Source organism: Streptomyces montanus, from assembly GCF_005786655.1.
Classification (GTDB): Bacteria; Actinomycetota; Actinomycetes; order Streptomycetales; family Streptomycetaceae; genus Streptomyces; species Streptomyces sporangiiformans.
This window is the reverse complement of the sequence record NZ_VBZC01000003.1, coordinates 213,033-225,354: the sequence shown is the minus strand read 5'-3', so window position 1 is coordinate 225,354 and position 12,322 is coordinate 213,033. Positions and strand designations below refer to the sequence as shown.

At 71.2% G+C, this 12,322-nt stretch carries 16 protein-coding genes; 13 read left to right on the top strand and 3 right to left on the bottom strand.

Annotation, left to right across the window (positions count from 1 at the left end):
* The first annotated feature begins 2 nt into the window (after positions 1 to 2).
* Genes FE633_RS03710 through FE633_RS03685 form a run of 6 tightly spaced genes read left to right on the top strand, consistent with a single transcriptional unit; the run spans position 3 to position 4,033 of the window.
* Positions 3 to 1,058, top strand: coding sequence for an aromatic ring-hydroxylating oxygenase subunit alpha (locus tag FE633_RS03710; RefSeq protein ID WP_246113392.1), 1,056 nt, complete (start codon positions 3 to 5; stop codon positions 1,056 to 1,058).
* Positions 1,055 to 1,768 (top strand): alpha/beta fold hydrolase, encoded by a 714-nt coding sequence (locus FE633_RS03705; RefSeq protein ID WP_138043604.1) that lies wholly within the window; start codon positions 1,055 to 1,057, stop codon positions 1,766 to 1,768. The genes FE633_RS03710 and FE633_RS03705 overlap by 4 nt, the downstream gene beginning before the upstream one ends.
* A 12-nt stretch (positions 1,769 to 1,780) precedes the next feature.
* Complete coding sequence (locus tag FE633_RS03700) at positions 1,781 to 2,062, top strand: muconolactone Delta-isomerase family protein (protein WP_138043603.1); 282 nt, start codon at positions 1,781 to 1,783, stop codon at positions 2,060 to 2,062.
* Complete coding sequence (locus tag FE633_RS03695; RefSeq protein WP_138043602.1) at positions 2,059 to 2,802, top strand: SDR family NAD(P)-dependent oxidoreductase; 744 nt, start codon at positions 2,059 to 2,061, stop codon at positions 2,800 to 2,802. Before FE633_RS03700 ends, FE633_RS03695 begins: the two co-directional genes overlap by 4 nt.
* 33 nt (positions 2,803 to 2,835) lie before the next feature.
* Positions 2,836 to 3,192 (top strand): protocatechuate 4,5-dioxygenase subunit alpha, encoded by a 357-nt coding sequence (gene ligA, locus FE633_RS03690; protein WP_138043601.1) that lies wholly within the window; start codon positions 2,836 to 2,838, stop codon positions 3,190 to 3,192.
* A gap of 1 nt (position 3,193) precedes the next feature.
* A complete protein-coding gene (locus FE633_RS03685) occupies positions 3,194 to 4,033 on the top strand; it encodes a class III extradiol dioxygenase subunit beta (protein ID WP_212747156.1) in 840 nt (279 codons plus the stop codon).
* A gap of 78 nt (positions 4,034 to 4,111) precedes the next feature.
* Here the strand turns inward: FE633_RS03685 and FE633_RS03680 are convergent, their stop codons facing one another.
* From FE633_RS03680 to FE633_RS03675, 3 genes are all read right to left on the bottom strand, one after another.
* The gene (locus FE633_RS03680) at positions 4,112 to 4,999 is read right to left on the bottom strand and encodes a glutathione S-transferase C-terminal domain-containing protein (protein ID WP_138043599.1); all 888 of its coding nucleotides are present in this window, start codon (positions 4,997 to 4,999) and stop codon (positions 4,112 to 4,114) included.
* A 135-nt stretch (positions 5,000 to 5,134) separates the two neighbouring features.
* A complete protein-coding gene (locus FE633_RS49130; RefSeq protein WP_281291113.1) occupies positions 5,135 to 5,257 on the bottom strand; it encodes a hypothetical protein in 123 nt (40 codons plus the stop codon).
* Positions 5,258 to 5,371: 114 nt separating this feature from the next.
* On the bottom strand, positions 5,372 to 6,250 hold the full coding sequence (locus FE633_RS03675; RefSeq protein WP_138043598.1) for a LysR family transcriptional regulator: 879 nt from the start codon (positions 6,248 to 6,250) through the stop codon (positions 5,372 to 5,374).
* Between the two features lie 95 nt (positions 6,251 to 6,345).
* Between FE633_RS03675 and FE633_RS47010 the strand changes: the two genes are divergently transcribed.
* The 7 genes from FE633_RS47010 to FE633_RS03645 all read left to right on the top strand — a co-directional run bounded on the left by FE633_RS47010 (position 6,346) and on the right by FE633_RS03645 (position 12,300).
* Positions 6,346 to 6,507, top strand: coding sequence for a hypothetical protein (locus FE633_RS47010; RefSeq protein WP_171059781.1), 162 nt, complete (start codon positions 6,346 to 6,348; stop codon positions 6,505 to 6,507).
* A 199-nt stretch (positions 6,508 to 6,706) separates the two neighbouring features.
* Complete coding sequence (locus FE633_RS03670; protein WP_138043597.1) at positions 6,707 to 7,483, top strand: alpha/beta hydrolase; 777 nt, start codon at positions 6,707 to 6,709, stop codon at positions 7,481 to 7,483.
* Positions 7,480 to 8,343, top strand: coding sequence for a sulfurtransferase (locus FE633_RS03665; RefSeq protein WP_138043596.1), 864 nt, complete (start codon positions 7,480 to 7,482; stop codon positions 8,341 to 8,343). Before FE633_RS03670 ends, FE633_RS03665 begins: the two co-directional genes overlap by 4 nt.
* A gap of 61 nt (positions 8,344 to 8,404) precedes the next feature.
* Positions 8,405 to 9,394, top strand: a complete 990-nt coding sequence (locus tag FE633_RS03660) for an ABC transporter permease (protein ID WP_246113391.1) — start codon at positions 8,405 to 8,407, stop codon at positions 9,392 to 9,394.
* Positions 9,391 to 10,179 carry an ABC transporter ATP-binding protein gene (locus FE633_RS03655; RefSeq protein ID WP_138043595.1) on the top strand — a complete coding sequence of 263 codons (789 nt, stop codon included), beginning with the start codon at positions 9,391 to 9,393 and terminating at the stop codon, positions 10,177 to 10,179. The genes FE633_RS03660 and FE633_RS03655 overlap by 4 nt, the downstream gene beginning before the upstream one ends.
* The gene (locus tag FE633_RS03650) at positions 10,176 to 11,195 is read left to right on the top strand and encodes an ABC transporter substrate-binding protein (protein ID WP_138043594.1); all 1,020 of its coding nucleotides are present in this window, start codon (positions 10,176 to 10,178) and stop codon (positions 11,193 to 11,195) included. Before FE633_RS03655 ends, FE633_RS03650 begins: the two co-directional genes overlap by 4 nt.
* Before the next feature lie 7 nt (positions 11,196 to 11,202).
* Positions 11,203 to 12,300, top strand: a complete 1,098-nt coding sequence (locus tag FE633_RS03645; protein WP_138043593.1) for an LLM class flavin-dependent oxidoreductase — start codon at positions 11,203 to 11,205, stop codon at positions 12,298 to 12,300.
* The last annotated feature ends 22 nt before the right edge of the window (positions 12,301 to 12,322 follow it).

Genomic DNA, 12,322 nt, shown 5'->3' with positions numbered 1-12,322 from the left:
CCATGACACCTGCCATGACACAGCACGTACGCAACGGCTGGTACCTGGGAGCCTGGTCCGACGAACTCGGCCGGACGCTCACGCAGCGCTGGATCACGGACATCCCGGTCTGCTTCTACCGGCTGCCCGACGACACCGCCACCGCGGTCGAGGACCGCTGCCCCCACCGCAAGTACCCGCTGTCGCTGGGCCACTTGGACGACGAGGGCACCCTCCAGTGCGACTACCACGGCTACCGCTTCGACGGCCGGGGCGTGTGCGTCGGCGTCGCCGAGCAGGCCGACCGGCCCAAGGCCGCGCTGCGCCGGTTCCCCCTGGTGGAGCGGGACGGCGCCGTGTGGATCTGGCCCGGTGACCCCGAACTGGCCGACGAGAGCCTGCTGCCCGACACCTCGTGGCTGAGCGACCCGAAGTGGACCCATGTACAAGGCGTCGTCCCGTTGAAGGCTCGGTACCTGCTGCTCCTGGAGAACCTGCTCGACCTCACCCACGAGACGTTTCTGCACCCGACGAGCATCGGCAACGCCGCCGTCGCCTCGACCCCGATCGATGTGACGGTGGACGGCGACCGGGTCGGCTTCAGCCGGCACATGATCGGCATCGAGGCTCCCCCGTTCTACGAGAAGTCCTGCGGGCTGACCTCTCCCGTGGACCGCTGGCAGGACGGTGACTTCTACCCGCCGGGCGTCTTCATCCTCAACATCCGGGTCGCGGCCACCGGCACCGAGGAACCGGAGGGCTTCCACATGAAGGTGCTGTACGGGATGACGCCGGGGCGCGGCAACGAGACCCACGACTTCTACGCCCTGGGGCGCGACTACCTCATCGACGACCAGGAGCTCACGAAGTTCCAGCACGAGCAGCAGCTCGCCGTGATGCAGGAGGACGTCGACGCCCTGGAGGCGCAGGAGATCATGTACGCCACCGACCCGGGCGGCAGCGTCGAGTCCAGCATCAGGTCCGACCTCGCCGCACTGCGCGGACGCCGCGCGGTGGCCAAGATGCTGGCCCGTGAACAGCGGAACGACGACACGCGCCGTACGGGGGCGTCCGTATGAGCGTCTTCGTCCTGCTGCACGGAGCCTGGCACGGCGGCTGGGTGTGGCAGCGCGTGGCACCGCTGCTGCGCGCGGCCGGGCACGAGGTGCACACCCCCACCCTGACCGGGGTGAGCGATCGTGCCCATCTGCTCAGCCCGCAGGTGGGGCTCGGCACGCACATCCAGGATGTCGTGGCACTGATCGAGACCCATGACGCCCGGGACGTGGTGCTCGTCGGCCACAGTTACGCCGGCCAGGTCGTCACCGGGGTCGCGGACCGCGTCCCGGAGCGGGTGGCGAAGCGGGTCCACCTCGACGCCTTCGTCGGTGACGACGGTGACGCGGCGATCGATCTGCTTCCCTCGACCGTCGCCGGGCATTACCGGGAGTCCGTGTCCGGACCCGGTTTCGGGTGGCTCATTCCGGTGCGCTCGCTGAGCGTCCTGGGAGTGGAGGAACCGGCGGACCTCGACTGGCTCGCCCCCCGGCTCACCCCGCACCCGTGGCTCACCTACACCGAGCCGTTGCGGCTCACCGGCAAGGTGGACCAGGTTCCCGGTGCCTTCATCGAATGCACCGACTGGATGCGGGTGTTCACCCCGCACGCCGAGCGGGCCGCCGCCCGCGGCTGGCCGGTCCACGAGATCGCGACCGGACACGAAGCCATGGTCACCGCCCCCGGCGCGCTGGCCGAACTGCTGCTGGGGATCGCCGCAGCCCGACCCTGAAGGGACGCCCGCATGGAATTCCTCGTCCGCACCGAGAACAGACTGCCCCCGGACACCCCCTTCGACGTCAGCGAGGACCTGCGCATGCGCGAGCGGGCACGAGCCATGCAGCTCCGCGAGGCGGGCATCCTCAAGCGGCTGTGGCGGGTTCCCGGCCGCAACGCCACCATCGGTCTGTACGAGGCGGCCGACCCGGCGGAGCTGCACGACGCCCTCGTCTCCCTGCCGATGTGGAAGTGGATGGACATCACCGTGGAGGCGCTGGCCACTCATCCGCAGGAGAAGGCGCCATGACCGGACCGGACGAGGCGAGACCGCGGGTCGCGGTGGTCACGGGCGCCGCCGGCGGCCTCGGGCTCGCCATCGTCCGCCGACTGGCCGCGGACGGGTTCGCGGTCGCCGCACTGGACATCGCCGAACCCGACAGCACGGGCTCGATTCCGGGCGCCCGAGCCTGGCGTTGCGACATCAGCGACCCGGCCGCGACCCGCCGAGCCGTGAACGAGATCGCCGAGGCATACGGCGGGGTCGACGTCCTCGTCAACAACGCCGGCCTGCTCTCCGGCCGGGCACCGCTGCTCGAGACAACCCCGGAGGAACTGCACCGCTTCTTCGCCGTCAACGCCGTCGGCCCTCTGCTCATGGTGCAGGCCTGCGTGCCCTGGCTGAGCAACAGCCCGCACCGCGGGCGGGTGGTCAATGTCGCGTCCCGCACCTTCTTCACGGGATCACCGGGCCAGATCGCCTACGTGGCCAGCAAGGGCGCACTCATCGGCATGACCCGGGTGATGGCGCGCGAACTGGGCGAGCACCGGATCACCGTCAACGCGGTGGCGCCCGCGCAGGTCGCCACCCCTGGCACCAGGGCGCACTCCGGCGACGAGGTGTTCACCGCGACCATGCGCCAACAGGCGATCAAGGAGTTCGTCACCCCGGAGCACTTCGCGGGGCTCGTCGCCTATCTCGCATCCCCCGACGCGGTCATGGTCACCGGCCAGACACTCGTCTGCGACGGCGGCGGGCTCCTTCACTGAACGGCGAGAACACGGGAGAGGAGAGGAACGGCAATGTCCAGCACCACACCCCAGGTCCCCGGCACCTACGTCTTCGACGCCGCCGAGAGCCGCCGCGGCCGAGCGCTGAACCGGCTCTGCGGGTCCCTCAAGGACGCCGAGAACCGGGCGGAGTTCAAAGCCGACGAAGCCGCGTACTGCGAGGCGTACGGGCTCACGGCCGAGCAACGGGACGCCGTCCTCACGCGGGACTGGAACCGGATGATGGAGCTGGGCGGCTCCATCTTCTACGTCTTCAAGCTGGCCATGGTCGACGGGAAATCCATGCAGTACCTCGGCGGGGTGTTCACCGGCATGACGACGGAGGAGTTCGCGGACGTGCTGAAAGCGGGAGGGCGGAGCTTTGGCTGAGGTGATCTGGGGTCTGGCCACCTCACATGTACCGTCGATCGGTGCGGCCATGGACCACGGGAAGACCGAGGACCCGTACTGGAGGCCGCTGTTCGACGGTTACGCGCCGGCGCGTGCGTGGATGGCCCGGCACACCCCCGATGTCGCGGTCGTCATCTACAACGACCACGCCAACGCCCTGGACATGAGCGTCACCCCGACCTTCGGGATCGGGACGGCCTCGTCGTACACAGTGGCCGACGAGGGGTGGGGCAGCCGCCCGGTTCCGGTGGTCACCGGCGCCCCGGAGTTCTCCGACCACCTCGTCGAGAGTCTGGTCGACGCCTCGTTCGACATGACGGTGTATCAGGAGCTCGACGTGGACCACGGCCTGACCGTGCCGCTGTCGGTGTACTGCCCCGACCCCGGGGAGAGCTGGCCGTGCGCGGTCGTTCCCCTCCTGGTGAACGTCATCCAGTATCCGCAGCCGACCGCCGCGCGGTGCCTGGCCCTCGGCCGCGCGCTCGGCGAGGCCATCCGTTCGTTCCCCGAAGACCTCAAGGTCGCGGTCTTCGGCACCGGCGGCATGTCGCACCAGCTCGCGGGCGCCCGCGCGGGACTGATCAACCAGGACTTCGACCGGATGTACCTGGACGCGATCGAGCACGCCCCCGAGAAGCTGGCCGCGCTGACCCGTGAGGAGTACATCCGCGAGGCCGGGTCCGAGGGCATCGAGCTGATCATGTGGCTGATCATGCGCGGCGCGCTGGGCCCCCGAATCCGCCGCGTGCACGAGACCTACCACGTGCCCGCGTCGAACACGGCGGCTGGGATGGTCCTGTTCGAGAACCTGGGGCGGTAGGCACGGGGGCCCGTGGTCACGGCGCCGGCGTCGGTGCCGGCACCGCCGTCTGCGTCGTCCTCGTCAACGCCGTCTGACTCAGCAGCCGGGCTGGCCGGTGGCCCCGTCCGGGATGCGTGCGGCCCAGTCCAGGATCTGCACGGCCGCCCCCGCACCCTCCAGTCCTTGGCAGCGGGCGTGGTGCCTGAGGGCGATGCCGTCCAGGTCGAGGTGCGGGCCGAAGGCCGGGTGGGCGGCCAGTCGTCCTGCGTAGGCCCACAGGTGCGGGTGGTCGGCGATACGGTGCACCGCGGCGGCGTCCAGGTGCTGGCGGTGCACGGTGTCGAGCTGCACGAGGGTCACCCACAACCGCACGTCGGCGGCGGTCAGTTCGTCGCCCAGGATGAAGTCCTGGGAGGCGAGCCGCCACTCCAGTGAGCCCAGTACACGAAGCAGCGAACTGAGGGCCGTGTGGCGTGCCGTCGCGTCCGCTCCCGCCTGCCCGGCCTGCTGTGCGGCTTCGTCGATGCGGTACTCGCAGAGGCGCTCCACGGCCTCGATCTCCACCTCCTCGCCGTGCGGGTACAGCACAGGCCGATCGGAGTCGCCACCGCCAAAGTGCCGGGCCAGGTCGCGCAGGATGTCTGGGGTGTGGGTGCTGACGATCCGTCCCGTCCAGTCGTCGCTCAGTACGGGGGCCACGGCGGGCCCGGGATACCGGTGCCAACTCGCCTCGTACGACGGGCGCAGAGCGCGGTGTCCGCCGTCGCGCCCGTCGGGCACGGACGGCAGCAGTTCCACCGGGAGGGTGTCGTCCAGGTCGAGCAGGCTGTGGGTGGTGGCGATCCGCAGACAGTGGGGGCAGGACAGCGAGAGGTGGAGGCGGTAGCGGCGCGACGCGGCGTAGTAGCCGCTGCTCGCGTCACAGCCGATCCTGCCCCGGAACGACGGCGGGGACGGCATGGTGGTCAGGGGTGCGGCGGACATGTGTCTCCCTGGGTCCGGGGGCGGCTTCTGGGTCTCAGAGCCGCGGCGGGCGGCGGGCGTGGCGTGAAGGGCGCGCGGCGGCGTCGGCGCGTACCCGAACGCGGCGGGGATGCGGTGCCGGTGGGCACAGCCGATTCAGCGCGGCGGGCCGGCCGCGCTGCAGACACGCAGGAGGTCGATGTGGCGGCGGGAGGTCAGCAGGAGGGGCACCCGACCCGTGCGCACGGCACGGTCGGCGGGCGACTCCCAACGCTCCATGATTTCCTACCCATCCACTAGGAATCCTGCTCTGGAGTGTCAGGGGGCCTTCGAGCCCCGTCAAGAGGGCCTTCCCGCACCGTGCCCGGCATCTCACATGATGGGAGCAGGGTGCTACGCCGCCCGACCCGCCTCGCGGGAGGCGAGCAGGGCACGCACGGCTTCGACGGCCGCCCCGATCAGGGAGGGTTCGGAGCCCCGCCGCGCGAGGGCGCTGAGCCGGACCGGCGGAACGGCGGGGAGATCCCGGCGCGGGGTGAGCCCTTCGGGGCTCTGTCCGCCGGGGACGGCGAGCAGCGCGGCGCCGAGCCCGGCACGGGCCGCGTCCAGGACACCCGCGAGATATCCGGCCTCGGCGACCACGGTCGCCGGGGTGTGACGGGCGGCCAGTTCGGTGAGGGCTCGACGACGGATGACGCACGGCGCGTTGATGGCGACCAACGGCAGCGGAGCTGCGGCGGGCGGCTTCCAGCCGGGGGCGGCGTACCAGCGCAGCGGGAGTGCGCCGACGGGGGTGCCCGCGGTGGCGGTCGCTTCGGTGACATAGACGGCGAGGTCGAGCTCTCCGCGTTCGACCGCCTCGGTCAGCCGCGCCGAGCGGTCGATCCGCACCCGGACCTCGGCTTCCGGCCGGACCTCGCGGACGGCCTCGGTGAGCACGGGGAGAATCTGGTCGGCACCGTGCTCGGTGGCCCCGATCACGACGGTCGCGGCCGCCGGCCCTTCCTCGCCCAGGAGCCGTCGGACAGCGGCGTCATGCGCGCCGACGATCAACCTTGCCTCTTCCAGCAGTTGGGCGCCGTGGACGGTGAACCGGGTCTTGCGGCCGTCGCGTTCGACGACGGGAATGCCGAGGGACTTCTCCAGGCGTCGCACGTGCTGACTGACCGCGGACTGACTGAGCGCCAGCACCCCGGCAGCCCGGTGGAAGCCGCCGTAGTCGGCGACGGCGATGAGGCTGCGCAGTGCCACGATGTCCAGAACCGGCCGCATGGCCGAAGGCTAACATCAACTGATTACGAATCGTGATCGATTTTGATGGCGAATCATCGTTGGACGCCCGGTTCTTGCTCATGCATGCTGAGCACATGCCGCCTACAGCCATCGCGACGGCCCTTCGGCCGCGCGCCCACCGCATCGAACCCGGGCCATCGGCCACCGGGTCGGCGGCGCGCTGCGGCATGGGCGCCCGGCTGACGCAGCGGCGCGTGATCGACTTCGGCCGCAGCGGCGCCATGCGCTGTCGCTGACCCCTTCGCCTTCTTCGCCTCTTCGCCCCCCTTTTTTTCGCGTTTTTCGCGCGCGCTTCGAAATCGCCGCATTGCGCCATTGCGCCACTCCGCACGATGCCGCCGATGCCGCGATGCCGCCGATGCCGCGCGGGTTCTGGACCGTTCTTGGACGCCCAGCCCTGTACGGGCGTCGCCACTGTCGATGAATCGAGTCGCCATGAGCTCGTCCCAGCCTGTCCACTCCTGGGACGAACCAGAAGGAATCGCCCCGCGCGGCACCCTCGTCCTCCTCCCCGGTCGTGGTGAACACGGCGGTGTGTACGAGCGGTTCGGCCGCCGGATCGCCGCCGACGGCTATCGCGTACGGGCCTTGGGGGACGCGTCCCTCGACCCGGCCGCCGTCGCCGACGCGGCCGCCAAGCTGCTGCGCGACGAAACACTGCCCAGTCCGCGGGTCCTGGTCGGCGCCGACACCGGCGCGTCGTACGCCGCGGAGCTGGCCGCCCGCAACACTCCCGGCCTGGACGCTCTGATCCTCGCCGGGCTGCCGGCCGGTTCCCACTCCGCTGGCACCGACACGGGCACCGGCACCGGCACCGGCACCGGCACCGGCACAACAGTCGCGGACTGGGAGAGCGAACTGGAGCAGCGCACCGCCTGCCCCACGCACCGTGGCCGGCTGACCGCCGACGCGGCCTTCCGGCGTGGCGCCTTGGAGGAGGCTCCGGCACAGGAGCCGCCCGCGCTGGACCGGATCTCCCTTCCGGTGCTCGGGCTGCACGGCGCCGACGACAGCATCAGCCCCCTCGAAGAGGCCCGCCGCGTCTACAGCGCGCTCCCCGGAGCGGAACTGGTGAGCTTGGCCGGGACCCGGCACGACGTCCTCAACGACGTCACCCACCGCACCGCCGCCGCCGCGGTCGTGCTCTTCCTGGAGCGGCTGCGGCTCTCCCCCCAGCTTCCGCCCATCGCCATCGCCGAGGACATCGCGTGACCGCCTTCGAGACCGTCCCCGTCCTCACCACCGCCACCGAGCTGCACTCCCTGTTGCGCACGGGCGATCCGGTCCCCGTCGTCCTCGACGTACGGTGGCGGCTCGGCGATCCGCACGGCCGCGAGCACTACCTCAAGGAGCACATTCCCGGCGCGCTCTACGTCGACCTCGACACCGAGCTCGCCGCTCCCGCCACACCGGAGGGCGGCCGTCATCCGCTGCCGGACCCGGCGTCCCTGCAGGCCGCGGCGCGCCGCTGGGGGCTCTCCGCGGGACGCGCGGTGGTGGTCCACGACGACAACGGCAACACCGCGGCCGCCCGCGCCTGGTGGCTGCTGCGCTGGGCCGGGGTCGAGCAAGTCCTGCTGCTGGACGGGGCGTTGGACGCCTGGCGTGCGGCTGGGCTGCCGACGGAAAGCGGCGAGCCGGAGGCGCCCGCCTCCGGCGACATCGTGCTCGCCCCGGGGCAGTTGCCCGTGCTGGACGCCGACGCAACGGCAGAAGTCGCCCGTACCGGCGTGCTGCTGGACGCGCGGGCCGCCGAACGATACCGGGGCGAGAACGAGCCGGTCGACCCGCGCGCCGGGCACATTCCGGGTGCCCTGTCCGCCCCGACCGGTGACCATCTCGCGGCGGACGGTACCTTCCGCCCTGCCGAGGACCTCGCGCTGACCTTCACCGCGCTGGGTGCCGACGACGCCACCGAGGTCGGCGTCTACTGCGGCTCCGGCGTCACCGCCACCCACACCATCGCGGCGCTGGCCCATGCCGGCATCCCCGCCGCGCTCTACCCCGGTTCCTGGTCCGCCTGGTCCACCGACCCCGCACGCCCCGCAGCTCAGGGGGAGCAGCCGGGCTGACCCCGTCCGCTTCCGCGCCCGCCCCTGGCTCCTCCGCGTTCCCCGACCGAGAGGCCGCGTCATGCCCTCCCCGCACTCCGCCGTGTCCGGAGCCTCACCGCCCGCACACGAGTCCCCGCCGCCCACGACCCTCGCAGGTCAAGAAATCGCCGCACCCATCGAACCGACCGCTTCCGCGGGGAAATCCGCGGGGAAACCGGCCCGCCCCACAGCCACGGGCAACGCCCACCCCGGCGCCCCGCGCAAACTCTCCCGCCCCCGCCCCCGCCCCCGTCCCCGCCTCCGCGTGCCGCGTGGCGTGCGGCGGGCTTCCGGGCCCGTCGGGTTGTTGCTGGTCTGGTTCCTGACCAGCACCACGGGCGTGCTCCCCGAGTCCGTGCTGGCCTCCCCCATCGACGTCGTCCAGCGCGCTGTCGACCTGACCGGCACCGGTGAACTGCCGCAGGCCATCGCCGCGTCCGGTCGCCGTGCCGCGATCGGGTTCCTCATCGGTGCGGCCGTCGCGCTCGCGCTGTCGCTCACCGCCGGGCTGTTCCGGCTGGGAGAAGACGTCATCGACGCGTCGATGGGCATGTTCCGGGCGATCCCCTGGGTGGGGCTGATCCCGCTGTTCATCGTCTGGTTCGGCATCGAGGAGACCCCGAAGATCGCGCTGGTCGCGCTCGGAGTCACATACCCGCTGTACTTCAACATCTACGGTGGCATCCGTTCCGCCGACGCCCAACTGATCGAGGCCGGGCGGATGGTGGGGCTCGGCCGCATCGGTCTGATCCGTTACGTGATCCTGCCGTCCGCACTGCCCGGAGCGCTGGTGGGACTGCGGTACGCGCTGTCCACCGCCTGGCTCGCCCTCGTCTTCGCGGAGCAGGTCAACGCGGACGCCGGCATCGGTTATCTGATGAGCAACGCCCAGCAGTACTTCCAGACCGACGTCATCGTCCTGTGCCTCGCCGTCTACGCGGTGCTGGGGCTGGTCTGCGACTTCGCCGTACGGCTGCTGTCACGTCGGTTGCTGGCCTGGCGGGCCTCGTTCGAAGGCGAGGGGGCATGAACGCGGTGAACAGCCATAACAGCCATAACAGCCCGAACAACGTGGCGAGCAGCCAGAACAGTGTCGAGGTACGCGGCCTGACCCGTGCTTTCGACGGCACGGTCGTGATCGACGGGCTCGATCTGACGATCCACCGGGGCGAGTTCGTCGCCCTGCTCGGACAGAGCGGCTGCGGAAAGTCGACCCTGCTGAAGATCCTCGCCGGTCTGGACAGCGAGACCGAGGGCGAGGTGACCGTGCCGGAGCGCCGCTCCGTGGCCTTCCAGTCACCGCGGCTGATGCCGTGGCTGCGGGTGTGGCGGAACGTCGTGCTCGGTCTGCCCGGAGCGCCCGACCGGGAGCTCGCGGACCGCTATCTGGCCGAGGTCGGCATCGAGGAGCACGCGGGAACCTGGCCCAAGACGCTCTCCGGCGGCCAGGCCCAGCGCGTCTCACTGGCCCGCGCCCTGGTGCGCGAGCCCGAACTGCTGCTGCTCGACGAGCCGTTCGGCGCGCTGGATGCCCTCACCCGCGGCAGGGCGCAGCGGCTGGTGGCCGATCTGTGGCAGCGGCACGGCTGCTCGGTGCTGCTGGTCACGCACGACGTCGAGGAGGCGCTGCTGCTCGCCGACCGGGTGCTGGTGATGGACGGCGGACGGATCGCGTACGAGGCCGACGTCGGCCTGGAGCGCCCACGCGACCTCGGCTCCCCGGACTTCGTACGGCTGCGCGGCGAACTCCTGCACCGGCTGGGCGTCCACGACGCCTCGGCGCATCCGCACCATCTGGAAGAGGCAACCGCATGAACCGCTCGGACCGCGGAACCCGCACGACCACGCGCACCACGCGCGCCACGCGCCCCCTGGGCGCGGCGCTCTCGCTCGCCGCCCTGCTCACCACCACCGCGTGCGGCGGCAACACCGAGGCGGCGTCCGGCGACGACTCGTCGCGGGTGACGCTGACGATCGGCGACCAGGCCAAGAACCTGCAGACGCTCCTCAACGCCTCCGGCGCCCTCAAGGGGACGTCTTACCAAGTGAAATGGGCCGAGTTCGAGGGCGCCGCGCCGCTCTTCCAGGCCGTGCAGGCGGGTGCCGCGGACACCTCGTACGCCGCCGATCTGCCCACGCTCCAGGCCGTCGCGGGCGGTGTGCCGGTGAAATCGGTGGGCGCGCTGCACAACGACGGCACGCACACCGGGCTAGTGGTCCGCGAGGGCTCGTCGGTGAAGAGCGTCAAGGATCTCAAGGGAAAGAAGGTCGTGGTCTCCTCGGCCAAGGGGTCCATCGCCGAGTACCTGCTCGCGCATGTGCTGCGGCAGGCGGGGCTTGGTTACGACGACGTCAAGGTGCAGTACCTGCTGCCGACCGACGCCCAGGCCGCGTTCACCTCCGGCAAGGTCGAGGTCTGGGCCACCTTCGGGGTCTACAAGGCCGTCGCCGAGCAGCAGGGCGGCCGTCTCCTGGTCGACGGCTCCGACGGACGGGTCAGCGGCTACGGCTTCATCGGCGCTTCCGAGGAGGCGCTGGCCGACCAGGGGAAGAAGGCCGCGATCTCCGACTATCTCCGCCGCCTGGACAAGGCGCTGGCCTGGTCGAAGAAGCACCCGGCCGACTACGCCAAGGCCATCCGGCGGAACAACGGCGCCTCCGCCGAGATCGCGAAGACGCTGGTGAGCCAGTCCAACAGTGAGCTGCTGCCGGTGGGTTCGGAAGTCGTCGAGGCCGTCCAGCAGGTCGGCGACACCATGCACGGCATCGGTGTCCTCACCCCGAAGCCGGCCTTCGCCGACCACGTCGACACCAGCCTCTTCAAGGAGTGACCCCGCCATGCCCGTCGAGTTCATCAGCGCCGTCCACCCCAACCCCGCCACCGAGGGCGACCCCACCGCGGGCTCGGGCATCGACATCGACTACGCCCGCCGCTACGCCCGCGCCCTCGACGACGGCGGCTTCGACTACACCCTCGTCACCTACCACTCGGCCTCCCCCGACGCCCTGCAGCTGGCCCAGTTCGTGGCGAACCACACCGAGCGGATCAAACCGGTGCTCGCCCACCGCCCCGGGGTGATCTTCCCGACCCACGCGGCCCGCGCCCTGGCCACGCTGGACCGGATCAGCACAGGGCGGCTGGTGGTGCACATCATCTCCGGCGGCAGCGACGAGGAGCAGCGTCGCGAGGGCGACTATCTGAGCAAGGGCGAGCGATACGCGCGCTCGGACGAATACATACAGATCCTGCGCGAGGTGTGGGCGGCCGACGGACCGGTCTACCACGAGGGCCCGCACTACCGCTTCGAGGGCTTCCGCTCCGACGTCACCCCGTACCACGGCACCATCCCCATCTCGGTGGGCGGCTCCTCGGAGGACGCCTACCGGGTGGGCGGGCAGCAGGGCGACATCTTCGGGTTGTGGGGCGAGCCGCTGAAGGAGACCGCCGAGCAGATCGCCGCCGTGAACGTGTACGCGGACTCCGCCGGACGGCCACGTCCCCGTATCTGGGTCTCCTTCCGCCCGATCATCGCTCCCACCGACGAGCTCGCCTGGGAGAAGGCGCACCGCATCCTGGGCGCGGTCAAGGCCAACCACGCGGAGCGGGCCAAGCGCCGGCACTACCCGCCGGTCGGCCAGGGCGTCCCGGCCAACGTCGGCTCGCAGCGACTGCTGGCCGTCGCCGAGCGCGGCGAGGTCCACGACCGCTGTCTGTGGACCGCGCCCGCCACTGCCACCAACGCCGCCGGCGCCTCCACCGCTCTGGTCGGCTCCCCCGAGACGGTCGCCAAGGCGCTGCTCGACTATGTCGACATCGGCTGCGAGCTGCTGTCGATGAGGGGCTACGACCCGCTCAACGACGCGATCGACTACGGCCGTTACGTACTGCCGCTGGTCCGCCAGGAGCTGGCGCACCGCGCCGCCACCGCGGCCTGACCCCCGAGCCTTCTCCAGCCTT

What these genes read in the sequence shown, in the direction of transcription:
- FE633_RS03710 (WP_246113392.1), top strand. Translation starts at nt 3, where the DNA reads ATGACACCTGCCATGACACAGCACGTACGCAACGGCTGGTACCTGGGA.
- FE633_RS03705 (WP_138043604.1), top strand. Translation starts at nt 1,055, where the DNA reads ATGAGCGTCTTCGTCCTGCTGCACGGAGCCTGGCACGGCGGCTGGGTG.
- FE633_RS03700 (WP_138043603.1), top strand. Translation starts at nt 1,781, where the DNA reads ATGGAATTCCTCGTCCGCACCGAGAACAGACTGCCCCCGGACACCCCC.
- FE633_RS03695 (WP_138043602.1), top strand. Translation starts at nt 2,059, where the DNA reads ATGACCGGACCGGACGAGGCGAGACCGCGGGTCGCGGTGGTCACGGGC.
- ligA (WP_138043601.1), top strand. Translation starts at nt 2,836, where the DNA reads ATGTCCAGCACCACACCCCAGGTCCCCGGCACCTACGTCTTCGACGCC.
- FE633_RS03680 (WP_138043599.1), bottom strand. Translation starts at nt 4,999, where the DNA reads ATGTCCGCCGCACCCCTGACCACCATGCCGTCCCCGCCGTCGTTCCGG.
- FE633_RS49130 (WP_281291113.1), bottom strand. Translation starts at nt 5,257, where the DNA reads ATGGAGCGTTGGGAGTCGCCCGCCGACCGTGCCGTGCGCACGGGTCGG.
- FE633_RS03675 (WP_138043598.1), bottom strand. Translation starts at nt 6,250, where the DNA reads ATGCGGCCGGTTCTGGACATCGTGGCACTGCGCAGCCTCATCGCCGTC.
- FE633_RS47010 (WP_171059781.1), top strand. Translation starts at nt 6,346, where the DNA reads ATGCCGCCTACAGCCATCGCGACGGCCCTTCGGCCGCGCGCCCACCGC.
- FE633_RS03670 (WP_138043597.1), top strand. Translation starts at nt 6,707, where the DNA reads ATGAGCTCGTCCCAGCCTGTCCACTCCTGGGACGAACCAGAAGGAATC.
- FE633_RS03660 (WP_246113391.1), top strand. Translation starts at nt 8,405, where the DNA reads ATGCCCTCCCCGCACTCCGCCGTGTCCGGAGCCTCACCGCCCGCACAC.
- FE633_RS03655 (WP_138043595.1), top strand. Translation starts at nt 9,391, where the DNA reads ATGAACGCGGTGAACAGCCATAACAGCCATAACAGCCCGAACAACGTG.
- FE633_RS03650 (WP_138043594.1), top strand. Translation starts at nt 10,176, where the DNA reads ATGAACCGCTCGGACCGCGGAACCCGCACGACCACGCGCACCACGCGC.
- FE633_RS03645 (WP_138043593.1), top strand. Translation starts at nt 11,203, where the DNA reads ATGCCCGTCGAGTTCATCAGCGCCGTCCACCCCAACCCCGCCACCGAG.